Origin of the sequence: Dactylosporangium sp. NBC_01737, assembly GCF_035963215.1 — a bacterium.
In the GTDB taxonomy this organism is placed as follows: Bacteria; Actinomycetota; Actinomycetes; order Mycobacteriales; family Micromonosporaceae; genus Dactylosporangium.
In genome coordinates, this window is record NZ_CP109153.1 from 10,851,148 (window position 1) to 10,875,395 (window position 24,248).

Sequence of the window (24,248 nt, forward strand, 5' to 3'; positions counted from 1 at the left end):
CGCCTTGCCGCACAGCCGGCATGAACTTCCTTTCCCCGACCTGCTCCTGCGCGTCGCTACCCCACGCACCGGACGGCAAACAGGTCAGCGTGATTCGAGCCTTTCCGCCTCCTTCCCCGTCTTCGCCTGCGCCGCGGACCGGCTCAGCGCGGCGGCGACGGCGGTGGAGATGGCATCGGCGACCCGGCGCCGCTGCCGGCGCCGCACCACGACGAACCCGGCCACGGCCGCGACCAGGACCAGGAGCACCAGCAACTGGCCCCACGGGGTGGCCCACAGCGAGGCCGATCCTGACACCGGGCCGGTGCTCACGGCGGGGATACCGGCGCCGGCCACCGGCGTCAGGCCGATCCGCGCGGTCATCCGGGTTGCCGGCCACACGCGCTGCACCGTCACGGTGCTGGTCACCGAGTTGCCCGGCAGGATCTCCGGCAGGTCTGCGGCGGCGGTACTGCGGGAAAGCATGCCCCCCGGTCCGGCGACCGTGATGTGCTGGCGCGCCGACAGGCGGACGTTCCCGGTGTTCCTGACGGTGTAGGTGATCCGGACGCCGCCGGTGCCGACCGGGTTGACGCTGCCGCTGTAGTCGGCGTGCACGTCGGTGACCGCGAGCGCCGGATTGAGCCGGCCGCCGACCCGCAGGTACACCCGTGAGCCGAGCCGGTGCTCGACGCGGACGCCGCCGGCGGCCGCGGTGTCGACCAGCGACGTGACCAGTCCGCCGGAGTGGTCGCCGGGCGTCGCGTTCGCCGGTACCGTCAGCGTGAACGCAACGGTGACCGACTTACCGGCTTCGATGGTGACGGTGTCCATGCCCACGGTGATCCAGGCGCCGACGTCGGTCGACTTCGCCCCGGACGGCAGCACGTCGATGCCGCCGTTGTGGGTGGTGAACGCGTCGCTGGCGTAGACGCGCAGCGTGATGGGTCTGGTGCTGTGGTTCACCAGCGTCAGCCCGTCGGTGATCTTCCCGGCGGGGTCGGCGGTGTAGTCGAAGTGCGCCCGGCCGGACCCGAGCGCGTTCTGCGCCGGGGCGACGCCCCAGGACACCTGGTCCTCGAGCCTGGCTTGCGCGAACGGCGTCGCCGCGGCGCCGGGCGCATGCGACGGCTGCGGCACGGGGGTGGCGCCGGCCGGCGCCGCGAAGGTCACGAGCGGCACCGCCGCGGCGAGGACAACCGCGACGAGAACCGTCCGGACGGGCTCGAGTGCCCACTTGTTCATCGGTACCTCCGGTGCGGGCGGGCGATCGGGCCGCAGTGCCCCGGGCGTGTGTCCCGGGGCACTGCGACGTCGCGGTGTGGCTAGCTGAGCGCGGTCAGCGTCAGCGTCGTGGTGTAGGTCCCGGCCGCCGTCTCCGCGGGCACCCGCAGATCGAGGCCGCCGCCGAGGGTGGCGGTGCCCTTGCCGTGGCCGTCGATGGCCGAACCGAGGACCGACGCGTCGGCCAGCCCGTTCCCCGAGTCGAACCCGGATGCCACGGCGCCACCTGCTACGGCGCCCGCACCGGCGACGACGACGGACGGCGTCCAGCCGAGGTACTTCCCTGACAGCCCGCCGGTGAAGTCACCCACCTGCCCGGACAGCGACCACGCCGGGCCACCGGCCCGGGTGTCGGTCACCGTGACCGGCTTGAGCTGACCGGTCGACTGCAGGAACGAGCCCATGTTCGCCGCGTTCGACAACGTCACCGAGTGGTCCGTGGCGTCGATCGTCCAGGAGAACTCGCCCGGCGCCTCGAGGATCGTCGCCGTGATCGTCTGCTGGTCGTCGCCCCCGGTCGAGGGCGGCGGGTCGGCGGTGCCGGCGGGCGGGTACGACCGCAGGTACTTCGTCGCCGCGGCGTCGTTGCCCTGCGCAACCGGACCTCCGGCGTCGTTGATCACGTTGTTGATCCCGCCGCTCCCGTTGAGGAACCGTGCCACCGAGTCGTGGAACTGCACGGTGCTCCACTTCGGTGCCTCGATGGCGGAGTCGAGACGGACGTCCACGCCCTGGTTGAAGAAGGAGTAGATGCCGAGGCCGTACGCCTGGTGGCTGGTGACGCCCGCCCCGACCTTGTACGAGGCGTACCCCTTCTTCGTCCCGTCCATCCAGGCGTCCTGGCTCGGCGGGTCGTAGGGCGTCTCGCTCTGGTAGAACACGGTGGTGCCGCCGTTGCCGTTCCAGATCACCTGGTGCTGCTGGTAGTGCTCGACGAACAGACCGGTTGCCGTCACGTTGTCACCGTTGACGACGAGCCCGTGCTTGGCGGTGTTGGTCCCCCAGGCCGCGCCCGCGCCGTGGTCCGCGCGCCAGGACCAGATGTCGTCCAGGAGCACGTTGTCGGAGTTCACCTCGATCGCGGTGTCGATGCTGCCGGCCTGCGGACCACCCACCCGGATGAAGACGTCCGACAGGGTCGTCGGGTCGGCGGCGTCGGAGTGGGTGGCGTTCGCGGGGCCGACCCGGACCAGCACCGCGGACTTGACCGCGCCGGCGTCGACGGTGATGCCGGCGAGCTTCACGCCCGTCACGTCCCCGACGGTGATGGCCGCGTTGCCGGCCGACGGCGACAGGGTCGTCATGCCCAGGCCCAGGACGACCGTCCCGGCACGGGTGACGTCGATCGCCTGATCGAGGCTGTAGACCCCCGGGGTGAGGATCAGGTTCTTGCCCGCCTGGAGCTGAGCGTTGATCGTCGCCGCCGAGTCCGACGGCTTGGCGAGGTAGAACGAGGCGATCGGCAGTGACGTACCGCTGTCGGTGCCGCTCTGCCACGGTGCGCCCGAGGCGTTGGGACGGGCGTTGGGGACGAACACGGCATACCCGTTGGTCTCGTTCCAGGTCAGGAACGGGGCCTCCCGGGACATCGGCGTCGCGTTCAGGGTCGTGAACTTGCTGTGCGCGGTGTCGCCGGAGGGGCTGTCCGGGAAGTCCTGCGCGGGGGCGCCCTGCACACCCGAGAAGACCATGTTCCAGACACCGCCGTTCCAGGTGCCGATCGTGCTGTCCCGGGTGTACCACTGCTGCTGGGACCCGGAGACGATCGTGCCGGAGACCCTCGAGTCGGCGAGGAACCCGCCGCTGGCGTACTCGCCGTACCGGCCCATGAGCGTCAGGTTGCCCTGGATGTCGACGCGGCGCATCGGCGCCGCCTGCGACACCGCCCACCGCAGCTGATGCGGATCGGCGCGCGCCGGGTCGATGCTCGGCGCGTTCGGGTCGGTCGGCCGCTGGATCGGGTTGATCGCAAGGTTGCTCATCGACCGCCAGAACTGGGTCAGCGACCCCGGCGACTGGTGGTTCCATGGATCGGTCTCGGCGCCGTGGACCGGCTCCACGTGCAACGCGCCGTTGATCAGCACGTCGCCCGGCAGCGCGCCGAGGCCCGCGACCGTCTCGTAGTAGCCCACCTTGCCCAGGACGATGCCGGTGGCCGTGGCGGGGTTCGCCGCTCCGGCGGCGGACCCGTAGGTGCCCGGCTTGAAGAAGATCGCCTTCCGGGCGGTGCTGAACTCCGACTCCCCCGACGCCGCCGCCAGGATCGCGTTGATCGCGTCGGCCGACATGCTCGGGTCGAGAATCGTCACGTTGGGGCCGAAGTCCGGGTCGCCGGGATCCGCGCCGGCGGGCAGCGCCAGCAGCGCCGAGCCGGCCGCCGACAACACGATCGCCGCGAGTCCTGCGGTGGTGGTACGCCAGCTGGGCCTGGCTCGGGAAACGGGTAGACGTCTGTGTCGGGTCACGTGCTTGTCTCCCTTGAGAGCGCTCTCCTCGCCGGCTCCGAGCGGCGACGAAAGTCCACGACGGGTTGGGTGTGCGGCACTGGCACGTCGGAACGGCGGGAGCCGAAGTGTCGCGGCGTTGACGGTAGGACCACATTTCGTCCACCGGCAGGACGAAAGCGATCCGGTACGGCCACCGGCCGCTCATACGATGACGTTTCCCGCGTTTTCCGCCCATGACGGCACATGGGTCATGGATCTTGCTCACGCCGCGAACGCAAGGAACCTTCGACCCATTGCCTGCCGGCCCATCGGCGCACAAACTTCTTCCACGTCGCGACAAAAGGCGGCGGGCCAATGCCTTCGTGTCCACGGCGCCCAGGTCGAGGAGTCGCGCATGCAGTCCACCACCCGGCGCACGGTTCTGGAGCTGGTACATCGCGGTCGGGCCCGCACTCGGCGCGACCTGTCCCGGCTCATCGGCCTGTCCCGCAGCGCCGTGGCCCAGACGGTCGCGGAGCTGGTCGCCGAGGGCCTGCTGTCCGAGCACGTCACCGACCGCGAAGAGCGACGCGGACGCCCCTCGACCCAGCTGCGACTCGTCCCGCACCCCGGCTGGGTCGGCGCGATCGACCTGGGCCACCGGCACGTCGCGGTGGCCCTGGGCGGCATGCACCACAACGTCGTCGACGAGGAGCGCGTCGCGTGGCGGGTCGACCGCTCGGCCCAGGAGGCCCTGGCGCTCGCCCAGACCATGCTCGCCGACGCGGTGGGACGCCACGCGGGGCGCCGCTCGGATCTGCGGGCCCTGGGGGTCAGCGTGCCGTTCCCGGTCGTCGACTCCACCGTCCAGCCCATCGGCAGCGTCCCGGGCTGGGACGGTGTGCGCCCCGGCGACCTGCTCGGCCTGCCCAACGCGATCGCCGTAATCGTCGACAACAGCTCAGACCTGGCCGCGTGGGGCGAGTTCGTCCAGGTCGCCGACCCCGGCGTGCGGAGCCTCATCTACGTCAGCGCCGGTGACGGGGTCGGCGGCGGCCTGGTCATCAACGGGCAGATCTTCAGCGGTACGCACGGCATCAGCGGCGAGATCGGCCACGTGCCCGTGCCCGGCTGCCGGCTGCGTTGCCGGTGCGGGCGCACCGGCTGCCTGGACGCCCTCGTCAGCGCGGCCGGCGCCGGCGACACCTCCAGCGTCCGTGCCGCCGGCCGGGCGGTCGGCACCGTGCTGGCCCAGGTCTCCAGCTTCGTCGACCCCGACCTGGTCGTGCTCGGCGGCGCACTGGGCGGCTGCGATCCCGGGTTCGTCGACAGCGTCAGCGACTCCTATCTGCGCCACGAACCGTCCCGCAGGGTCGCCTTCACCGCCGCGCGGCTCGGCCTGCGGTCACCCTTGTGGGGCGCCTTCGACCGGGCGACGCAGGAGGCCTGGGCGGGCGCGTTCCAGCTGAGCCCGGAGTCACGCAACAGGCGGCTCCGGGCCACAGCGCTGCCGGCCTGACGCGGCAGGGTTTCGCGGCCGCGAGCCGGACACGCTTCGAGGCGACGGAGGCCCGGATGCACCCCGCCCGGCGGCGGTCCGGTTTGGGGGTCCGGCGGGCGGGTAGGCCCGCGTACCCCGGACCCGATCGGAGGCTCCCCGATGACAGCTCCCCCGCTGCCGGACCTCTACGAGTGGCTGGAACGGTCGCGCCGCGACGGTCAGGTGCACTACGACGACAGGCAGCAGTCCTGGGCCGTGCTCGGACATCCCGAAGCCGCGGCGGTCCTCACGGACCCGGCCACCTTCTCCTCCGATCTCAGCGATCTGCTGCCCAGGCAGGAGGACATGGACCTGTTCCAGCGCGGCAACTTCGTCCGGATGGACCCGCCGCGGCACGACAAGCTGCGGAGGTTGGTGAGCCAGGCGTTCACCCCGAAAGTGGTGGCGGGTCTGGCTCCCCGCATCGAGGAGGTCACCACCGGGCTGCTCGACGCGCAGGCCGGTGAGCGCCGGTTCGATCTGATCGACGACCTTGCGTACCCGCTGCCGGTGATCGTGATCGCCGAGCTGCTCGGCATCCCGGCGTCCGACCGCCCGGTGTTCCGGCGGTGGGCCGACGCCCTGTTCGAGCGCTCGGACGCCGGCCCCGACGAGTCGCTGGTCCGGATGATGGACGATGCCGCGCTGGACGCTCTGGCGCCGGTGATGCACGAGATGAACGCCTACCTGCTGGCGCACATCCGGTCCCGCCGGGCCTCACCCGCCGACGACCTGACCAGCAGGCTCGTGGCGGCCGAGGGCGACGGCGAACGCCTGACCGACGAGGAGATCATCGGGTTCGTCGGCCTGCTGCTGCTCGCCGGACACGTCACGACGACGGCGACGCTGGGCAACACGGTGCTCTGCTTCGAGGCCCATCCGGACGCCGCGGCCGAGGTGCGGGCCGACCCGGCGCTGCTGCCCGCCGCGATCGAGGAGGTGCTGCGCCTGCGCACACCCTTCCCGCGGCTGGCCCGGCGGGCGACCGCCGCCGTCACCGTCGGCGAGGCCGCCATCCCGGCCGGCGCCGTCGTCGTGGCCTGGCTCGCGGCCGCCAACCGAGACGAGCGGGTCTTCGCCGAGCCCGATCGGTTCGACGTCCACCGGTCCCCCAACCCTCACCTCACCTTCGGACACGGGATCCATTTCTGCGTCGGCGCGCCCCTGGCCCGTCTGGAGACGAAGATCGCGATGGAGATCCTGCTGGATCGGTACCGCGACATCACCGTCGATGCAAGCGCGCCGATCGCGTTCCGCAACCCGTGGGTGATGATCAGTCCCACCAGGCTGCCCCTGGCGGTCACGGGGTGAGCAGCAACGCCCGGCGATGGCTCGGCGGCACGGGCGGCGTCCATTCGAGCGCCTCGCGTGGCCAGTGCTGCAGCTGCGCCCCGGCCTCGTACGTGCTCTGGGCGAAGTCCAGGATCGCCTGGCGCGGATCGGCCGAGCTCCGGACGTCGTCGTAGCTGAGGACGAACTCGCCGAGGCCGGCGTCGAAACGCGCCGCGGCCGGGGCGATCGGCTGGTCCTGGATCCCCTGCGGCGCCGGATAGTTGTAGGCGAAGAAGACCGGCTGCTCGACGCGTTCGCCGTTGAGCCAGGTCCCACCGGGCCAGAAGCCCACCGTGCTCTGCTCGGCGGTGTAGCTGAACCGGGTGATCGTGTCGGCGTCCGGCGGCGGGCCCGCGGGCCGGCCCGAGTACCGCGTGGTGGCCAGATCAAAGGAGCCCCAGTAGAACTGGACCGGGCTGGCCTTGCCGGTGAAGCGGGCCCGGAACTCGGCGAGGATCGCCTCGACCTGGCACAGCACGTGCCAGTAGCGCTCGGCCTGGGCGCCGTCGTAGGTGGCGTGCCGGTCGTCCCGCTCGAACGGGATCGGGTCCGGCACCTCGACCGGCTGCGGCCAGATCGGCACGAACAGCCCGAGGTCGCTGAGCGCCGCCATGGTGTCGGCGTAGAAGTCGCAGACCGGCAGGCCGAACGGGACGGCGCGCCGCTGCCCGTCGCTGGTCTCGATGCTGAGCTGGTGTTCGAGCAGGTCGAGCTCCATCTGGAAGGTACGGGCACCGTACGGGATCGCCGCCGTCTGCAGACCCCGGGCAGACAGTTCCAGGGCGACCTGCCACCAGTGGTTCGCCATCGGTCGCAACGCCAGCGACACCTTTCCGGCGATCTGGGCGTACATGTGCAGCGTGTCGTAGGTGGGTTCCCACGCCTCGACCGGCAGCGCCGGCCAGCGCTGTTCCTGGTTGGTCATCTTCCGCCCCCAAGGTCACCGCCCCGAGCCGGGACGGCGTGCTCAGCACGTGTCATGTCCAGGTTGTGCTGCCCGGCTCGAATCCGATCATGCCGGTCCGGACGTGGCGTCGATCCGCTGCACCGTGGCCGGCGCGCCGACGGCCGACCGGGCGGCACGTCCGCACGACCGCCGCCTACCGTCCCAAGCAAGCGCTTGGTACGGTAGGTCATGCGCTTCGGCATGGTCAGTCCCGTCGTCTTCCGGCCGCCCGGCCAGTTCAGCGCCTGGGAGACCGGCGCGGGCCCGGCCGAGCTCGTCCGGGTCGCCGAGGCGGCGGACCGGCTCGGCTACCACCACCTCACCTGCAGCGAGCACGTCGGCGTGCCGGCCAGGATCGCCGCGCGGGCCGGTGGCACCTACTGGGACCCGCTGGCCACCCTGGGCTTTCTCGCGGCGCACACGACGGGCATCCGGCTGGCCACGCACGTCCTCGTGCTCGGCTACCACCATCCGCTGGAGATCGCCAAGCGCTACGGGACCCTCGACCTGCTCAGCGGCGGCAGGGTGGTCCTCGGACTCGGGGTGGGCAGCCTGAAAGAGGAGTTCGCCCTCCTCGGGGCCGACTTCGACGGCCGCGGCGCCGCCGCCGACGACGCGATCCGGGCGCTTCGCGCCGCCTGGGGACAGCCACTGCCCGAGTACGAGGGCACCCACTACCGGTTCCGGGACTTCCTCATCGATCCGCACGCACCCCGGCGCCGGGTACCGCTGTGGATCGGCGGATACACCCGCCGCTCGCTGCGGCGGGCCGTCGAGCTCGGCGACGCCTGGGTGCCGTTCGGCCTGCCGCCCGAGCAGATCACCACCATGCTGGCCGCGGTCGAGCGACCGGAGGGCTTCGACGTGATCCTCACGCCGCCGCCGCTGGACCCGATCGCGGACCCGGACGGCGCACGCCGCCACGTCGAGCAGTTGCAGGCGGCCGGAGCCACGATGATGAACATCGTCCTGCGCCATCGCAGCGCGGAGCACTGCGTCGAACAGCTGGCGGCCTTCCGGCAACTCTTCGCGCAGGCGGCATGGTCGGCCGCCGACGAGCCGGCCGCCACCGCCTGACACCGTCACCGTTGAGGAGGTACGGCATGCCGGAACATGACCGGGCGATCGCCGAGCTGCAGCGCCGCGTGAGGGACCTCGAGGACCGGCTGGCCCTCATGCAGATCCTCGCCACGTACGGTCCCGCCGTGGACAGCGGTTCGGCGGACCCGACCGCGCGCCTGTGGACCGACGACGGCGTCTACGACACCTATCCGGCGGTGCTGCACGGCCACGCGGCCATCGCGGACATGGTGACCGGCGAACTGCACCAGCGGTTGATCCACGCCGGCGCCGCCCACCTGCAGGGCCTGCCGCACCTGGAGGTGGACGGCGACCGGGCCGTCGCCACCACCTATTCGCAGCTGGTGCTTCGCGACGAGGCGACCGGCAGCTTCCGGATCTGGCGCACGGGCGCCAACCGCTGGGAGTTCGTCCGCACCGCGCACGGCTGGCGGGTCACCCACAGGGTCAACCGCCAGCTCGACGGCGGCGCCGAGGCTCGGGACCTGTTCGGAGCGGCGGTCGGCGAGCGGCCGGGTGGTGTTCTGCCGCCTCCGCAGGGCCAGGTGCCGGATCGGCCGGATCGGGATGCGGCACGGCCCGGTGAGGGGTGAGGCGGTATACCTGCCAGCAGGTATGAGCGGGTGGTGTTAACCGTAGTCGGAGAGTCCCGCTGGCGCCGAGGCTGTCCCACAACTGTACGAGAGAACCTGGATGTAGAAAAACATTCCACACCCCCTTGAACAGGTGATTCCCATGGCGACTTGCCCGCTTGAGCCGATGCTGAGCATGGCATTGTTCGTCTCCGACGCGTCGGCATACGGCGACCTCGACGACGCCACCATTCGCGAGACCGTGCACCGCACGCTCGAGCAGCTCGGGCCGGACGAGTGCTACGCCCGGGCCGCGGAGGTGTTCGGCGACCGTCCCGAGGTCGCGCTGGGCCGGATCCGGTGGGCGCGTGAGCTGTGCGCCCGCGCCATGACGCCCGCGCTCGCCGGCGCGGCCGCCTGACCATGCGGCCAGGCGACGTCCCCGGGCGGCCGCGCTGCTACTTGCGGCGTCCGGGCCCGGTCACGGTGTCCTCAACGGCGGCCAGGTGCAGCTTCATCGCATTGGCCGCCCCGTTGGCGTCGCGCTCCGAGATGGCGGCGAGGATGGCGTCATGCTCGTCGGCCGCCTGGACCGCCCGGCCCGGCACAGCGGCCGCGGCGATGGCCTGCTCCTGCAGGACCGAACGCAGCTCCGAGACCAGCCGGGGAAACAGCGGGTTGGCGGTCGCGGTGGCGATGGCCACGTGGAAGTCGGCATCGATGCCGACCCGGATGGTGGGGTCCTGCTCCTCACGGAACCGCACCAGCAGCGCGGTCATCGTCTTGAGGTCGGCCCGCGAACGGCGCTCGGCCGCGAGGGCCGCGAGGGGCACCTCCAGTGTCCGGCGGACCTCGTGCAGGTCCCGCGGAAGGTACTTGCCGGTCAGCAGTTGGGACGGCGCGAACTGCGCGTCGACGAAGGTGCCCTTGCCGGCATACGAACGGGTGAGGCCGAGCGCGTTCACGCTGTGCAGCGCCTCACGGATCACCGAACGGCTGACCGCGAACGACTTGGACAGCTCGGCCTCGGAGGGCAGCCGCTGACCCACCGCGAACTCGCCCGACTCGATGAGTTCGACGAGTTGCGATCGCACGTGTTCCGCGGCAGTGCGCTGCGCGACGGGGATCACCTTCACGGCTGCCAGGTTAACAGCCTGTCGGGCAGCCGTCCGGTCAGAACTAGGCATCGATGCCCACCGGCACCGACCAGGCCGACTCGCACGGGCTGCCGGCGGCGTGCACCAGCGTGCGGGCCGACAGATCCATCACGATCCCCGCGATGGTGCAGGTGCGCTCGGCGACCGGCTGGGCCGCGTCCGGGTGCTGGCACACGCTGTACGGCGCATCCGCGTGATCGGCGAGGGCCGCCTGCAGGCTCTCGATCGTGTGCGCGTCATGTTGCTGCACCCGCGCGGTCAGGTGGTGCAGCCGGTTGCGCGTGTGCGCCTTGCGCTCGAGGTAGCGGTCCACCCCCGTGAGACCGTCGACCAGGAAGTGGTTGGCGTGCGTGACCGCACCGTCGACGGGAGTGATCACGCCGCACGGGCCGTCGCCCGGTCCTGTCTCGATGTCGGCGCAGAACCCGCCCGCGTCGGCGATGAGATAGTTCGCGGAGTTCGCCCGCGACGTGGATTGGATCCGCTCGGCGGCCTCCGCACCGCTGTCGCTGTCGAGCACCGATCGCAGCAGCACGTGGTACGGCACGCCGAACCGGCCCTCGTCCCCGTCGGAGATGAGGGTGTTGGTGCACAGGCCGACCCCGCTGGAGTTGACCCCGACCTTCGCCAGCATCCCGGCCTCGACCACCGTGACGAAGTCCGGGCCGTCGTCCCGGCGCACCTGCAGCACGATCGCGGTCTGCCGGGCACCCTCGATCCAGTCCCAGTTCTGGCCCATCAGCGTGGTGCCGGAGGTCGTGCGCCCGGGGGTCAGCGCGAACGACGTGCACTCGGTGGACGCCACCGCTCGGGCCCGTCCGGGAGCGGCGAACATGATCTCGCTGCGGGTGTTCAGGGCCAGGATGTCGGCCACCTCGACGCCGGCACCTCGGGCGATCGCCCGGATCTCCCGGGCGGACGCCGGCGAGAAGTCCTCGATGGGACCGGCGAACCGGAGTCCATGTCGGCGCACGGTTTCCCAGTCCCACGACGCGTAGTGCATGAACACGCCGGCGTAGGTCCGCAACGCGTGCTCGATCCGGGTCTTCGCGGCGAGGCCGTACTGGTATCCCCGCTCTTCCGGGTCGCCCGCGACGGCAACGACGTCGTACCCGGAGGCGACTGTCCGCGCCATGCCCGCACCTCCACCTGTAGCTCCTGGTCTCGCCTGCCTAGCAGGCTATCAGGTTGCATGACAAGTTGTCCTTCCCCGGCGGGACCGTCACTGCGTAGACTCCTGTCGGACTGTCGGACAGGAGTCGCGCAATGCAGGTGGACCTTCCCCTCGATCAACTGGTGCGGTACGAGTACCCGCACCCCGAGCCCGGGGACTTCGACGCCTTCTGGAGCCGCACCCTGCACGAGCAGGGCGCCCATCCCCTCGATCCGCGGTTCGAGCCGGTCGACGCCCTGGTCCGGACCGTCGACGTGTACGACGTCACCTTCGCCGGATACGCCGGGGACGAGGTACGGGGGTGGCTGCTGCTGCCGCACGAGCGAACCGGCCCTCTGCCGCTCGTGGTGGAGTACCTGGGCTACGGCAGCGGACGCGGGCACCCGGTCGAGTCGCTCGCCTACGCCAGTGCCGGCTTCGCGCACGCCGTCATGGACTCCCGCGGCCAGGGCAGCGCCCTGCGCGCCGGCCACACCGCGGACCCGCACGGGTCGGGCCCGTCCGTGCCGGGGTTCATGACCCGGGACATCCTCGACCCCGAGCGGTACTACTACCGCCGCCTCTTCACCGACGCGTACCGGTTCGTCGATGCCGTGGTGACCCACGAAGCCGTAGCGCGCGACCGGATCGCGGTCACGGGCCGCAGCCAGGGGGGTGCCCTGGCGCTCGTGGCCGCCGGCCTGCGCGACGATGTCCGGCTGGCGATGCCGCATGTGCCGTTCCTGTCCGCCTTCCGGCGCGCGGTACAGGTGACGGACCACAGTCCGCACGGGGAGATCGTCAAATGGCTGGCCGCCCACCGCGGTTCGGTGGAGCGCGCCTTCGAGACGCTTGCGTATTTCGACGCCGTGTCCTTCGCCCGGCGGGCCACCTGTCCCGGCCGGTTCTGCGTCGCCCTGCACGACGTCGTGAGCCCGCCTTCCACCGTTTTCGCTGCATACAATGCCTACGCCGGGCCCAAGGAGATGACCGTGTGGCAGTTCAACGGCCACGAGGCGGGCGGGCCCGAAGACCTCTTGCGAACCATTCGCGCCGTCCGAGAGCTGGTGTCATGACCATCGTCGACTTTCACCACCACGCGCCGTTGGCGTCCTATGTCAGCCGGTTGACGGCACTGGGAATCCAGGCTCAGCCCGGCGCCCCGTTCCCGGTGTGGGAGCCGGCGGACTCGATCCGGATGATGGACCGGCTGGGCATCGACCTGGCCGTCCTGTCCGTCGCCTCACCCGGGTTCTACTTCGGCGATCAGACCTTCACCACGGCCCTGTGCCGGGACACCAACGACGAGCTGGCCGAGGTGGTCCGCGACGGCGACGGGCGGTTCGCGGCCGTCGCCTGCCTGCCGCTGCCCTCGGTCGATGCCGCGCTCACCGAGGTCGAGCGGGTGTTCGACCGGCCGGAGTTCGCCGGCGTCGGCCTGCTCACCAGCTACGCCGGGTCGTACGTCGGCCATCCCAAGTTCGACGGCCTGCTGGAGACCCTGAACGACCGCGGTGCGCTCGTCCACGTGCACCCGGTGCTGCCCGCGTGGTGGCCCGAGGGCGAGATCCCCATCAGGCCGTCGGTCCTGGAGTACCTCTTCGACTCGACGCGACTCATCACGAACCTGCTCCTCACCGACGTGCCGCGCCGATTCCCGCGGATCCGGTGGGTCTTCTCGCACTGCGGCGGCGCGATGCCGGTCGTCGCCCCGCGCATGGTGCTGGCCGAGGGCATGCCGGAGCTCGCGGCCGTCGCCTCGCAGGGCGTCCTGCGCGCGCTGGCGGCGTTCCGCTATGACACCGCCCTGTCCCACACCGCCGCCGACCTCGGCGCGCTGCTGTCCTTCATCGACGACACGCGGGTGGTGCTCGGCACGGACTTCCCGTTCTCGTCGCTCGACGAGGTGGCCGGGCGCTTCGCCCTCCTGTGCGAGTACCTCGGCGACACGCGTCGCTCGGCGGTGCTCAGCGAGAACGCCCGCGAACTCCTCGGCGACCGCGAGCGGACGCGGTGACCCGCGCCGGCGGCTGGATGGACAGCGCCCGGTAGATGGCCGCCTGCTCGGGGCCCAGCGGCGTGGTCTGCGTGACGGGGCCGGACGGACCGGCGAGGGTCACCTGGGCCACCCGCCCGAGCCGCCGGTTGATGGTCCGCCACGTTTGACCACTGCAGCGCTCGGCGACTCGGGTCAGCAGCAGGGCCAGCCACCAGATCAGCACGTGCGCACGGATGCGGTGCCCCGACCGGCCGGCCGCCGGTCCGGGCAGCAGCTGGGTCTTGAGGTCACGAGCTTCCAGGAGGTTCCTGAAGCCCAAGGCGATGTCTTCGGCGCTGAGGTGCGGGTCGGAGGTGGCGATGAGGTACTTGCCGTCGAGCCTGGCCTCGGCCTTGACCTTCGCCAGGTCCACCTTCAGGCGCCCGGCGGGTGGCCGGATCAGCCAGCGGCCGAGGGTGGGGTGGTCGCGTAGCGCGCACTCGGCCCGCACACGGGCGGCCTCGTCCCGGGCGCACCGGTCGGCGATCCGGGTCAGTTCGGCCTGGACGTAGGCGATCGCGTCGTCGCGCTGCCGGCGGTCGCGCTGCGCCCGGTCCGGGTCGTGGCACACGACGAACCGGGCGTCCTGACCGTCGAGGCGGACCTCCCGGACGCGCAGATCGTCGCGGACGTACCGGTAGCGGCCCGGGCGGGACAACACCGCCGCGACGAGGCGGTTGCCGGCGCACATGCGCATCCCGGCGATGTAGTGCCCGAAGGCGCGGCGCAGGCCGGCCAGGTCGTCCGCGCCGGAGAAGCCACGCTCGACCACGGTGACGACCAGGCCCGGATACCGGTCCAGCTCGTCGCGGACCTCGGCCGGGACGGCGTCGTCACCGGCGCCACCCGGCCAGCACCAGCAACGGACCGGGATGCCGTCCCTGGTCACGGCCAGGCCGATGACGAGCCGCTCCCCGTCGTCGCACTCGAACCGGATGGTGTCGAAGAACAACCGGTCGGGCCGGTCGGCCACGGCGAGGAACAGCGACTCCTGCACCCGCTCCTGCGTGTCCGCGTCCACGAGCAGATCCATCGCCCGGCAGGCGTGCTCATCGTCCATCGTGGACAGTCCCGGTACGGCGGCCTCCTCGCGCACCCATTCGGCGGCCGGCAGCCCGCTCATCGGGGCCACCGCCCGGTGGGCGACCAGCGCGAACAACACCCGTTCCAGGTTGGCGGTGAACCGCCGCGCGCCGGTGGCCGCACGGATGGCCGCGCCCACGTCGAGGCGGTGCCACAGCCCGTGCAGCAGCCAGGTGACCCCGACGGCCCGGACGTCGACGACCTCCAGCGACGAGGCCTGGACGGCCGCACCCGCCGGCGCGGCACCGGCCGGCTCGTCACCGCCGAAGTGCTTGCCGATCGACGCGGCCAGCCGCTGCAGCCCGGCCACGTCAACCTGGTCCACGCGGCCCAGGCTCATCAGGACGTCCGGCTTGATCCGCCCGTCCACCCGCCGGTTGTGGGCCAGCGCGACATAGCGCACCACCGCGCCGTCGGCGTTGGTCCGCGACGTGAACCGCAGGAACATGCCTACGACCAAACCATTCTTGACCTGCTAGCACAAGGTCAAGATACTGAGTCGTGTTACTACATGTTCACCTTCTCAAGCCGCTTCGCGACCGGCCGATACCCAACCTGACCAGCGGCGATCCGAAACCGATCTCTCCCGCGTGTCTACCAAACCGCGGCCCCCGGGCGCAAGGAAACTTGGTAACGAACAGAGCGGAGGCCCTTGCGATCCACCCCACTGCGGTGCACCCTGAGGGACAACCTATCCGGCTGTCAGACAGCCGGGCAGGTTGACAGGTCCGGAGGCACCGCGTACCCCGCGCTTGGCAGGTCTTCGGTCCCCAGCAGAGGAGAGCAGCGATGCGTGCAAGGAACTTATGGCGCGGCCGTGTCGCCGTGGCCATCGCACTGACGGGAGCCCTCGCCCTCGCGGCCTGTGGTGGAGGAAGTGACTCGGGCGCGAACAGCTCGGGCGAGATCAAGGGAAACATCGACTTCTGGATGGGCGACCCCATCGGCGACGCCCAGCAGCCGATCATGCAGAAGCTGGCGGACGACTACGCCGCCGCACACCCGGGGACCAAGGTGAACCTCCGGTTCCTCGGTAAGGACGCACACCAGACGTACCTGACCTCGATCGCCGGCGGCAGCGTTCCCTGTGTCGCGCTCATCGGCAACACCTGGACCCCCGAATTCGCGGCGCTCAATGCCCTCCAGGTGTACGCCGACGACCCCAAGACGCTCCAGGGCACCTACGTGCCCGGCATGATCGAGTCGACCGTCTTCAAGGGCAAGTCCTACGCCGTTCCCTACGACACCGGTGTCCGCGCCCTGATCTACCGCAAGGACATGCTCGAGGCGATCGGCAAGACCGCACCCCCCGCCACGTGGGACGAACTGCGCGAGGACGCCCTGGCCATTCAGGCGAAGCACCAGGGCGTCAACGGGTTCGGCATCATCGGCGGCGCGCACTGGTACTACCTGCCGCTGATCTGGAACTGGGGCGGGGAGATCGCCAAGCAGAGCGGCGACAAGTGGGTCTCCGAGGCCGGCTCGGCGCAGTCCGTCCAGGCGTTCCAGTTCTACTCCGACCTGCTGACCAAGGATCACCTGTCGCCCGCCGGCGCCTCGGCCTGGACCGCGGCCGACGTCGACAAGTCCATGGGCCTCGGCCAGACGGCGATGATGGTCGGCGGGTCGTGGGACCTGCGGACCATTCTCAAGCAGAGCCCCGATCTGGAGGGCAAGCTGGGCACGGCCGTCCTGCCCAAGGGGCCGGGCGGGAACAACGACACGTTCGCCGGCGGCAGCAACCTCGCCGTGTTCCGCGAGTGCAACAACAAGGCGGTGGCGAACGACTTCGTGAAGTTCATGATGAACAAGGAGAACCTCGTGCCGGTCACCTCGAACCTGGGTCTGCTCCCGGCGACGAACGACGCGCTGGCCCAGGAGAAGGCCACCGGGTCCTTCTCCGCCCCGCTGTTCAAGGCGTACGCCGACCAGGCCGACCACACCCGTTCCATTCCCCCGGTGGCCAGTTGGGGGAAGGTCGAGGGGGCCAACTCCATCGTGAACGCCATGCAGTCGATCATGAGCGGCAAGAAGACGGCCGACGCCGCCATGAAGGAACTCGCTGACCAGGTGAACCAGGCAATTGGTTGAGAATGTGAAGACCACGATCCGGCGCGCAGCGTCCTCGGCCATCCCGAGGACGCTGCGCGAGCGGCGCTTGCCGCGCGGGCAGCAAGGCTTCGAGAAGCGATTCCTGCCGTGGGCCTTTCTGGCGCCGCTGCTCGCGGTGATCGTCGGCGTGGTCGGATATCCCGTGGCGCGCACGATCTGGCTGTCGTTCTACGACGGCGAGTACCTGCAGAGCGGACCGTTCGTCGGGCTGAAGAACTACCGCGACATCTTCGCCGACCCCGACTACACCGCCGCGCTGCTGCGCACGACCCTGTTCGCGGTCGCGGTGGTCGTCACCACGATCCTGCTGAGCCTGGCCATCGCCCTGGTCCTCGACGCCGCACCCCGCGCGGCCAAGGTGCTCAGCGTCATCGTGCTGCTGCCCTGGGCCATGCCGCGGGTCGCGTCGGGCGTCGTGTGGAAGTGGATGTTCGACGACCAGTACGGCGTGGTCAACTGGCTGCTGGTCAACTGGTTCGGCCTGGACTCCTTCAAGGGCTACTCCTGGTTCAGCACAGGAACGCCGGCCATGGTGGCCATCACGGTCGCCGTCGTCTGGCACTCGGTGCCCTTCGTGGCGGTCTCCCTGTTCGCCGGGCTGCGCGGCACGCACGGTGAAGTGGTGGAGGCGGCCCGGGTCGACGGCGCCAGCGCCTGGCAGGTCCTGCGACGCATCCGGCTGCCCATGATCCGTCCCCTGCTGGTCGTGATGACCACGATCTCGACCATCTGGGCGTATCAGTCCTTCGACCATTTCCTGGTGATGACCACGCCGCCCGGCGGCCCGGACCATTCGACCGAGGTGTTGTCCCTGCTGACCTGGCTCGAGGCCTTCGCCCAGCTCGATCAGGGCTCCGCCGCGGCCATGGCCGTGGTCCTGTTCCTCATGCTGGCCGCGGTGAGCGTGCTGTACGTCCGGCTGAATCGAGAGGACGTCCGATGACGTCACTGTTGCGCCGTGGTGCGCTGTTCCTGTTCGTCGCCGTGATCGTGGTGAGCAGCCTGTTCCCGTTCTTCTGGATGCTGGTCACGTCGGTCAAGCCCGACAGCGAGCTGTTCACCCGCACCCCGCGGTTCATCGTCACGTCGCCGACCGTGGAGCGGTACACGCACCTGCTCGACGGCAACATTCCCACCCAGTTCCGCAACTCCCTCATCGTCGCCGCGGCGACGACGCTGCTGACCGGCCTGATCGCCCTGCTGGCGGGCTACGCCCTGGCCCGTTACCGGCTGCGGACGCGGCACATCCTCACGGTCGTCATCCTCGTCACGCAGCTGCTGCCGCAGACCATCCTCGTCATCCCACTGTTCACGCTGTTCCGCAACGCCGGCCTGCTCAACACGTTTCAGGGGCTGACCCTGAGCCACCTGGCCCTGACCGTGGGCCTGTGCACGTTCATGCTGCGCTCGTTCGTCGTGGAGATCCCGTTCGAGCTCGAAGAGGCTGCCCTGGTCGACGGGGCGAGCCGGCTGCGCGCCGTCTGGTCGATCGTGTTTCCGCTGGCCTGGCCGGGGCTGGCCGCGAGCTCCGTCTACGCGTTCATCACGTCGTGGAACGAGCTCATGTTCTCGGCGACGTACATGCAGCGGCCCGAGATCGAAACGCTCCCCGTCGCCCTGCAGCAGTACTTCTCCAGCTACTACACCGACTGGGGCGGGGTGATGGCGGCGAGCGTGATCTTCACGATCCCCGTGGTGATCTTCTTCCTGGTCGTCCAGAAGCGGCTGATGCAGGGAATGGCATCGGGCGCGATGAAGGGCTAGACGACAGAGGGTCAGAAGCGGAACAGCGAGGCCTGGAACCGGTAGGCGTCCCCGCGGTACAGCTGGCGGCCCACGTCGAAGCACTGGTCGTGCTGGTCGAAGGTCTTCTGGTAACCGACCAGCACCGGGTCGCCGGGCTCGAGGCCGAGCACCTTGGCCTCCCGTGCCTTGACCGCCTCCGCCGCGAGCTCGTAGTCGCACCGGCTGGCCGCGATGTCATACCGGTCGCGCAGCACGTCGTAGAGCGACACGCCGGTGAAGTCGACGTCCTCGAGGCCGGGCACCCGGGCGGCATCGAGGCACGAGTGGTCGACGCTGAGCGGCGAGCCGTCCAGGAACCTGACCCGGCGCAGGTCGATCACCGGCTGGGAGGTGTCGATGCCCAGGACCTCCGCCTCCGCGAGGGTGGCCGGGCGGACCGTGGACCGGATGACCCGGGACGTCGCCTCCATGCCGCGCTCGCGGGCGACCTCGCTGAGCCCGCGCAGCCGGTTGGGCTCGTGCACGAGCCGGTTCTCGGCGACGAACCAGCCGCGCTGCGGCGACGGCACGATCCGTCCGGCGTCGGCCAGGGCGCTGAGCACCTGCCGCAGCGTCGCCCGGCTGACCCCCAGCTCGGCGGCCAGGGTGCGCTCACCGGGCAGCCGGGTGCCCGCCGGGAACTGTCCCACGGTCAGCGCCTCGGAGAGGGCACGGTAGGCCTCGACCGCGTTGTTGCGGCCCTCCACCCGGGCCGGGGAGACCTTGAGGTCCAGTGCCTTCGCCACGGCTGCCGCTCCTCGGGTTCGTTCGTGTGCGCTGCATCCTAACTCCCTTGCTGTGCATGGGCCGGGCATGGCCGATTCGATTGACACGCACGACCCGGACCACCAGACTGGTCCAATATACAGACCAGTTTGGCACGAGAGGGCGACATGACAGACGAGAGCATCCGCGAGCCGCAGGTCCTTCGGTATCGGGACCTCGAGCGGCGCACGTGGGGCGACGAGACCACCGGACGGCTGTGCGACTGGTTCTACGCCGACGACGCGACGATGAACCTCAACATCGTCGGCATGCCGCCGAACGGTTCCGCGATCTCCTCGCCCGCCCACCCCACCGTGTTCGGCGCGGACGAGCTCTTCTACGTGCTCGAAGGGCGCATGGTCCAGAGCAATCCGGTCACCGGCGAGGTCTTCGTGGTCAACCCCGGTGAGGCCATCTTCTTCCGCAAGGACACCTGGCACTACCAGTGGAACCACAGCAACGTTCAGCTGCGGATGCTCGAGTTCTTCCAGCCCGCACCCAAGGCCGGCACGGGCGGTGCCTACGCGCGCTCCCAGCCCCCGCTCGACGGCCCGCCGAAGCAGGGCCAGGACGAGCTGCTCGGCAACTGGCCGATGGCCCGTGACACCCCGCGCGAGCGGACGACCTGGATGATCCGGGAGGCCGACACCCTCTGGCGCATGGAGGGCACCACCCGGGGCCGCGAGATCCTCGTGGGCATCCTGGCCAGCACCGAGCACCTCACCGCCGGGAAGATGTCGTTCCTGGGCGGCCAGCGCAGCGACGTGTACAGCCACGGCGCCGACAAGGTGATCTTCGTGGAGTCGGGCAACCTGCACGTCGAGCTCACCGGCACGAAGAAATGGGTCGAGCTGGACCCCTGGGACGGCGTGCGAATCCCGGCCGGCACACAGCACTCGTTCTACAACATGAGCCACGAGCCCGCCTCGTGCCTCTTCTCGGTGGCCGGCGAGTACCGGCCGGGCTGCGTTGCATGACCTCGCGGTCGACGGCGGTCACGACATCCTCGTCGCCGCCGTCGACTGGGGCGGGACCTGGATCAGGGCAGCCGCCGTGTCGGGCGGCCGCGTCGTGCACAAGGATCGTCGCGCCAAGCCGCCAGGCCTGGCCGAGCAGTACGCCACCGTCGCCGACATGGTCCTGCGGGTCACCTCGCACCTCGCCCAGGCGCCGGCCGCGGTGGGCGTGGGAATCGCGGGCGTGGTCCAGCAAGGCATCGTCGGCACCGCCCTCAACCTCGGTTTCACCGACGGCACCGACGTCGCGGCCGCCCTGCGTCCACACCTGCCGCTGCCCACCTATCTACTCAACGACGCTCAGGCCACGGCACTGGGCGTGGCCGCGCACTGGCCGCACGGGACGACCGCCGTCCTGACCATGGGCACCGGCATCGGCGGAGCGGTGGTCAGGGATGGCGCGCTTGACCCCGGGCTCGGCGGAGCCGGCGACTTCGGCCACGTGGTGATCGACGTGGACGGCCCCCGCTGCCCCTGCGGCGGCACCGGCTGCCTTGAGGCACTGGTCTCCGGACGGGGCCTGGCCGAGGCCGCGAACGCACTCGCGGAGGACGGGTCGAGTCCCATGCTCGCCGCGCGCGCCGGCGGGCGCGTCCTGCACGCCGGGGACCTGCAGGACGCCGCGGAGAACGGCGACAGCCGGGCGGCCGACGTGCTCGACCGGTCCGCGGTCGCGTTGTCCGCGGGCCTGCGCACGATCGTCGCGACGCATGACCCGCACCGCATCGTCCTGGCCGGCGCGGCCCTGAGCCCGGACACCTGGTTCGGCCGGGCGGTGCGCACGCACTGGGACCGCACCCGGCCGCGCTGGGCCCGCACGGAGCTGCACCACGTGGCAGAGGACGAGGACGCGGCGCTGCGTGGCGCCGCGTCCTACGCGCTCGACAAGCTGACCGCGGCGAGCCCCTGACGACCTTCCGCGCCGATCATTCGTGTGACACACTCAAACTGGTCCTTCCTGTAGACCAGTTTTCCTGAAAGGCCAGTCCCATGAGCTTGTCCAACCGTTCGATCGTCGTCTTCGCCTTCGACGGCTACCAGGAGCTCGAGTTCTGGTACCCGGTCCTGCGCGCCCGGGAGGAGGGGGCGGAGGTCAAGGTCGTCGGTCCGGGGGACGGTCCGTGTGAGAGCCACCTGGGCTACCCGGTCCTCGGGGACTCAGCCGCGGACGAGGTCGTGTCCGAGGACGTGGATGCACTGGTGGTGCCGGGAACCGTGACCGGTCGCCCGGCGATCAGCAACGCGCAGGTGTCACTCCTGCGCCGGCTGCGCGCGGCGCAGGTGCCCATCTACGCCAGCGGCTCCGGCGCCCACCTGGTCCGGGAGGTCGTCCTCGACGTCGATCCCGACCGCGTCGCGGCGGACGCCGACGCTCTGCCCTCCCTGTTCATCCGGCTGCGGACCGAGCTGGCCGGCTGAGCCGCCGCGCGCCTGCTCTCGTCGACGTCGAAGGAGCGTTTCGTCATGCAGATCTTCCGTACCGTGCTCGGTGACGTCCCGGCCGAGGAGTCGGGCCGCATCCTCACCCACGAGCACCTGCTCTACGGCTACCCCGGGGCCGAGCTGGACCACCGGACCGCGTTCGACCATCCCGCCGCCGTCGAACGGGTCAGCGGCCAGATCATCGACGGCATGATCCCCAACGGGTACAACACCCTCATCGACATGACCCCGGCCGAGGTCGGCCGCCACCCGCAGTTCATGGTGGACGTCGCCCGGCGCACCGGCATCAACGTCGTGGCGATCACCGGATTCTTCCCGGAACGCATGGGTGTGCCGTACTACTGGCGCCGGCAGACCATCGAGGAGCTCACCGAGTTCTTCGTGCGCGACCTCACCGAGGGCATGGTGTTCGCGTGGCAGCAGACGCCGTACAAGGCCGGCGCCATCAAGATCGCCACCGGTCAGGAGAGCGTCTTGCCCAAGCCGAGCCCGGTGGGCGCGTACGGCCGCCACGTCCACGAGGTGGAGGACCGCCTGATCCGGGCGGCCGGCAAGGCGGCCATGGAGACCGGCTGCGGCATCAACACCCACATCGACCCGATGGACTTCGAGGTCACGAACCCGGGGCGCGAGCAGCTCGAGATCCTCGACGAGGTCGGCATGGACCTGTCCAAGGTGATCATCGGCCACGCCTTCGTGCCGCCGCAGGTCGCGATGATGCGCGAGATCCTCAAGATGGGCGCGAACGTCCAGCTGGACCACATCGGCATCCCCTGGCGCGTCGGCAGCGCGGAGGAGCTGGACGAGGCGATGGCCAATGCCCTCATCGAACTCATCGAGGACGGCTACCTGGACCGCATCGTCCTGTCGTTCGACCGGTGGTTCTTCAACCCCCGGGCGACGGTCACCGAGTCCGACCCGCAGCTGGAGAACGAGAAGGTCAACCTCAACTACATGTTCACCAGCTGGGTCCCGCGCCTGAAGTCCAAGGGCGTCACCGACGAACAGCTCGACCAGATCATGATTCACAACCCTCGACGCATCCTGTCGATTGCGGTCTGACGGAGGACTGGATGGAACTGCAGAAGGCTCGAGTCGCTGTCCTTGCCGAGAACCTGTACCAGGAGCTGGAGCTGTGGTATCCGGTCCTGCGGCTGCGCGAGGCCGGTGTGAAGGTCACGATCGTCGGCAGCCGCGCCGGCGAGGTTTACGCCAGCAAGCTGGGCTACCCGGTGGTGGCCGAGGTCGGCATCGCGGACGTGTCGCCCGACGACTTCGACGCGGTGATCGTGCCCGGCGGCTTCTCCCCCGAGTACCTGCGCCGGGAACCGCGCTTCGTCGAGTTCGTCCGCGCCCTGAACAACCGGGCCGCCCCGGTCGCGGCGATCTGCCACGCGGGGTGGCTGCTGGCGACGGCGGACATCGTGAAGGGGCGGGCCGTCACGTCGGTCCCCGTCATCAAGGACGACGTGATCCACGCCGGTGGCGACTGGCGCAACGAGGCCGTCGTGGTCGACGGCAACCTCATCACCTCGCAGCTGCCCAACGACCTGCCCCAGTTCCTCGCGCGGATCCTCGACGCCCTGGCCGGCAGCGACGCAAAGGGCGGCGACGTCCCGGCCGTCGTGCATGATGCCACGCCGAGCTCGGCGGTGTACCACGCGGCCGCCGTGGTGAAGAACCGTGCGGCCGGGCCGGGATCGGCCAACTACCGGGCGTACGCGGTGGCCGGCGAGTGACCGTCGCGCTGGTCGCCGGCGGCGCCACCGGCATCGGACGGGCGACCGTGCGGGCCCTGCGCGCCGCCGGGACCGACGTCTACCTGGCCGACGTCAATGACCCGGCGGCCCGGGAGGTGGCGGCACAGCAGGCCCCGGGACGGATCGTCGTGGGGCACCACGACCTGGCCGACCGGCACGCGCCGAAGGCCGCCGTGGACGCCGCCCTGGAGGCGTTCGGGCGGCTCGACCACGTTGTCGTGACCGCCGGTCTGCACGTCGTCGCTCCGCTGGAGTCCTTCGCGTTCGAGGCGTGGGAAGCGACCATGGCGGTGAACGTGCGGGCGCCCTACCTGCTGGCCCAGGCGGCCATGGCGGCGCTGGCGGACACCCGCGGGAGCATCGTGTTCACGGGCTCGACCGCGGCCCACCGCGGCAGTCCCGGCACGTTCGCCTATGCCGCGTCCAAGGGCGCGCTCATCAGCCTGACCCGATCATTGGCGGTCGAGCTCGCGGGCCGTGGAGTCCGCGTCAACAGCGTGTGTCCCGGGTGGATCGACACCCCGTTCAACGATCCGTACTGGAACGCCCAGGCCGACACCGAGGCCGCCCTGAACGGCATCGTCACGCGGGTGCCGCTGGGCCGGCAGGGCGATCCGGAGGAGGTCGCCGCCCTGATCGTGTACCTGCTCGGTCCGGGCTCGGCCTACCTGACGGGACAGTCCGTGATCATCGACGGCGGCCTGCTCTCCGCCTGAGCCACGACAGGCATCACCCCACGGCTCATCCTCACCCGGCATTGCGGCGTCACGTCGGCAT

Annotated in this window: 23 protein-coding genes; 16 read left to right on the plus strand and 7 right to left on the minus strand. The window is 70.6% G+C overall.

Annotated features, from left to right (window positions below; all coding sequences use genetic code 11):
• Window positions 1-84 precede the first annotated feature (84 nt).
• Window positions 85-1,224, minus strand: a complete 1,140-nt coding sequence (locus OHA72_RS49980) for a WxL protein peptidoglycan domain-containing protein (protein WP_327003143.1) — start codon at window positions 1,222-1,224, stop codon at window positions 85-87.
• Between the two features lie 80 nt (window positions 1,225-1,304).
• On the minus strand, window positions 1,305-3,728 hold the full coding sequence (locus OHA72_RS65245) for a pectate lyase-like domain-containing protein (RefSeq protein ID WP_442788416.1): 2,424 nt from the start codon (window positions 3,726-3,728) through the stop codon (window positions 1,305-1,307).
• A gap of 376 nt (window positions 3,729-4,104) precedes the next feature.
• Here OHA72_RS65245 and OHA72_RS49990 point away from each other — a divergent pair, with 376 nt between their 5' ends.
• Both OHA72_RS49990 and OHA72_RS49995 read left to right on the plus strand, forming a co-directional pair.
• Window positions 4,105-5,208 (plus strand): ROK family transcriptional regulator, encoded by a 1,104-nt coding sequence (locus OHA72_RS49990; RefSeq protein ID WP_327003144.1) that lies wholly within the window; start codon window positions 4,105-4,107, stop codon window positions 5,206-5,208.
• A gap of 141 nt (window positions 5,209-5,349) precedes the next feature.
• Window positions 5,350-6,540 carry a cytochrome P450 gene (locus OHA72_RS49995; protein ID WP_327003145.1) on the plus strand — a complete coding sequence of 397 codons (1,191 nt, stop codon included), beginning with the start codon at window positions 5,350-5,352 and terminating at the stop codon, window positions 6,538-6,540.
• On the opposite strand, the gene OHA72_RS50000 is transcribed toward OHA72_RS49995, so the two are convergent.
• Window positions 6,530-7,486 (minus strand): DUF5996 family protein, encoded by a 957-nt coding sequence (locus OHA72_RS50000; protein WP_327003146.1) that lies wholly within the window; start codon window positions 7,484-7,486, stop codon window positions 6,530-6,532. The genes OHA72_RS49995 and OHA72_RS50000 overlap by 11 nt on opposite strands.
• A gap of 210 nt (window positions 7,487-7,696) precedes the next feature.
• Between OHA72_RS50000 and OHA72_RS50005 the strand changes: the two genes are divergently transcribed.
• The 3 genes from OHA72_RS50005 to OHA72_RS50015 all read left to right on the plus strand — a co-directional run bounded on the left by OHA72_RS50005 (window position 7,697) and on the right by OHA72_RS50015 (window position 9,580).
• Window positions 7,697-8,584, plus strand: coding sequence for an LLM class F420-dependent oxidoreductase (locus tag OHA72_RS50005; RefSeq protein WP_327003147.1), 888 nt, complete (start codon window positions 7,697-7,699; stop codon window positions 8,582-8,584).
• A 26-nt stretch (window positions 8,585-8,610) separates the two neighbouring features.
• Entirely contained in the window at window positions 8,611-9,180 is a 570-nt protein-coding gene (locus tag OHA72_RS50010) for a nuclear transport factor 2 family protein (RefSeq protein WP_327003148.1), read from the plus strand.
• A 175-nt stretch (window positions 9,181-9,355) separates the two neighbouring features.
• Window positions 9,356-9,580, plus strand: coding sequence for a hypothetical protein (locus OHA72_RS50015; RefSeq protein ID WP_327003149.1), 225 nt, complete (start codon window positions 9,356-9,358; stop codon window positions 9,578-9,580).
• 37 nt (window positions 9,581-9,617) lie between these two features.
• Here the strand turns inward: OHA72_RS50015 and OHA72_RS50020 are convergent, their stop codons facing one another.
• Both OHA72_RS50020 and OHA72_RS50025 read right to left on the minus strand, forming a co-directional pair.
• Window positions 9,618-10,295 (minus strand): FadR/GntR family transcriptional regulator, encoded by a 678-nt coding sequence (locus OHA72_RS50020; protein ID WP_327003150.1) that lies wholly within the window; start codon window positions 10,293-10,295, stop codon window positions 9,618-9,620.
• Between the two features lie 43 nt (window positions 10,296-10,338).
• Complete coding sequence (locus tag OHA72_RS50025; RefSeq protein WP_327003151.1) at window positions 10,339-11,451, minus strand: C45 family autoproteolytic acyltransferase/hydrolase; 1,113 nt, start codon at window positions 11,449-11,451, stop codon at window positions 10,339-10,341.
• Window positions 11,452-11,582: 131 nt separating this feature from the next.
• Here OHA72_RS50025 and OHA72_RS50030 point away from each other — a divergent pair, with 131 nt between their 5' ends.
• Both OHA72_RS50030 and OHA72_RS50035 read left to right on the plus strand, forming a co-directional pair.
• Complete coding sequence (locus tag OHA72_RS50030) at window positions 11,583-12,545, plus strand: acetylxylan esterase (RefSeq protein ID WP_327003152.1); 963 nt, start codon at window positions 11,583-11,585, stop codon at window positions 12,543-12,545.
• Window positions 12,542-13,486 (plus strand): amidohydrolase family protein, encoded by a 945-nt coding sequence (locus OHA72_RS50035; RefSeq protein ID WP_327003153.1) that lies wholly within the window; start codon window positions 12,542-12,544, stop codon window positions 13,484-13,486. Before OHA72_RS50030 ends, OHA72_RS50035 begins: the two co-directional genes overlap by 4 nt.
• Here OHA72_RS50035 and OHA72_RS50040 read toward each other — a convergent pair.
• Window positions 13,437-15,038 carry an IS1634 family transposase gene (locus tag OHA72_RS50040; protein ID WP_327003154.1) on the minus strand — a complete coding sequence of 534 codons (1,602 nt, stop codon included), beginning with the start codon at window positions 15,036-15,038 and terminating at the stop codon, window positions 13,437-13,439. The two genes, OHA72_RS50035 and OHA72_RS50040, sit on opposite strands and share 50 nt — an antisense overlap.
• Before the next feature lie 377 nt (window positions 15,039-15,415).
• Here OHA72_RS50040 and OHA72_RS50045 point away from each other — a divergent pair, with 377 nt between their 5' ends.
• Genes OHA72_RS50045 through OHA72_RS50055 form a run of 3 tightly spaced genes read left to right on the plus strand, consistent with a single transcriptional unit; the run spans window position 15,416 to window position 18,466 of the window.
• The gene (locus OHA72_RS50045) at window positions 15,416-16,681 is read left to right on the plus strand and encodes an extracellular solute-binding protein (RefSeq protein WP_327003155.1); all 1,266 of its coding nucleotides are present in this window, start codon (window positions 15,416-15,418) and stop codon (window positions 16,679-16,681) included.
• A gap of 4 nt (window positions 16,682-16,685) precedes the next feature.
• Window positions 16,686-17,645 (plus strand): carbohydrate ABC transporter permease, encoded by a 960-nt coding sequence (locus OHA72_RS50050; RefSeq protein ID WP_327003156.1) that lies wholly within the window; start codon window positions 16,686-16,688, stop codon window positions 17,643-17,645.
• Window positions 17,642-18,466, plus strand: coding sequence for a carbohydrate ABC transporter permease (locus OHA72_RS50055; RefSeq protein ID WP_327003157.1), 825 nt, complete (start codon window positions 17,642-17,644; stop codon window positions 18,464-18,466). Before OHA72_RS50050 ends, OHA72_RS50055 begins: the two co-directional genes overlap by 4 nt.
• A gap of 11 nt (window positions 18,467-18,477) precedes the next feature.
• On the opposite strand, the gene OHA72_RS50060 is transcribed toward OHA72_RS50055, so the two are convergent.
• A complete protein-coding gene (locus tag OHA72_RS50060; RefSeq protein WP_327003158.1) occupies window positions 18,478-19,233 on the minus strand; it encodes a GntR family transcriptional regulator in 756 nt (251 codons plus the stop codon).
• A gap of 147 nt (window positions 19,234-19,380) precedes the next feature.
• Between OHA72_RS50060 and OHA72_RS50065 the strand changes: the two genes are divergently transcribed.
• The 6 genes from OHA72_RS50065 (at window position 19,381) to OHA72_RS50090 (ending at window position 24,187) form a co-directional block, all read left to right on the plus strand.
• The gene (locus tag OHA72_RS50065) at window positions 19,381-20,229 is read left to right on the plus strand and encodes a cupin domain-containing protein (protein ID WP_327003159.1); all 849 of its coding nucleotides are present in this window, start codon (window positions 19,381-19,383) and stop codon (window positions 20,227-20,229) included.
• Window positions 20,222-21,178, plus strand: a complete 957-nt coding sequence (locus OHA72_RS50070) for an ROK family protein (RefSeq protein WP_327003160.1) — start codon at window positions 20,222-20,224, stop codon at window positions 21,176-21,178. The genes OHA72_RS50065 and OHA72_RS50070 overlap by 8 nt, the downstream gene beginning before the upstream one ends.
• Before the next feature lie 80 nt (window positions 21,179-21,258).
• Window positions 21,259-21,687 carry a DJ-1/PfpI family protein gene (locus OHA72_RS50075; RefSeq protein ID WP_327003161.1) on the plus strand — a complete coding sequence of 143 codons (429 nt, stop codon included), beginning with the start codon at window positions 21,259-21,261 and terminating at the stop codon, window positions 21,685-21,687.
• A gap of 45 nt (window positions 21,688-21,732) precedes the next feature.
• Window positions 21,733-22,773 carry a phosphotriesterase family protein gene (locus OHA72_RS50080; RefSeq protein ID WP_327003162.1) on the plus strand — a complete coding sequence of 347 codons (1,041 nt, stop codon included), beginning with the start codon at window positions 21,733-21,735 and terminating at the stop codon, window positions 22,771-22,773.
• A gap of 11 nt (window positions 22,774-22,784) precedes the next feature.
• Entirely contained in the window at window positions 22,785-23,450 is a 666-nt protein-coding gene (locus OHA72_RS50085) for a type 1 glutamine amidotransferase domain-containing protein (protein ID WP_327003163.1), read from the plus strand.
• Complete coding sequence (locus tag OHA72_RS50090) at window positions 23,447-24,187, plus strand: SDR family NAD(P)-dependent oxidoreductase (RefSeq protein WP_327003164.1); 741 nt, start codon at window positions 23,447-23,449, stop codon at window positions 24,185-24,187. Before OHA72_RS50085 ends, OHA72_RS50090 begins: the two co-directional genes overlap by 4 nt.
• Window positions 24,188-24,248 lie beyond the last annotated feature (61 nt).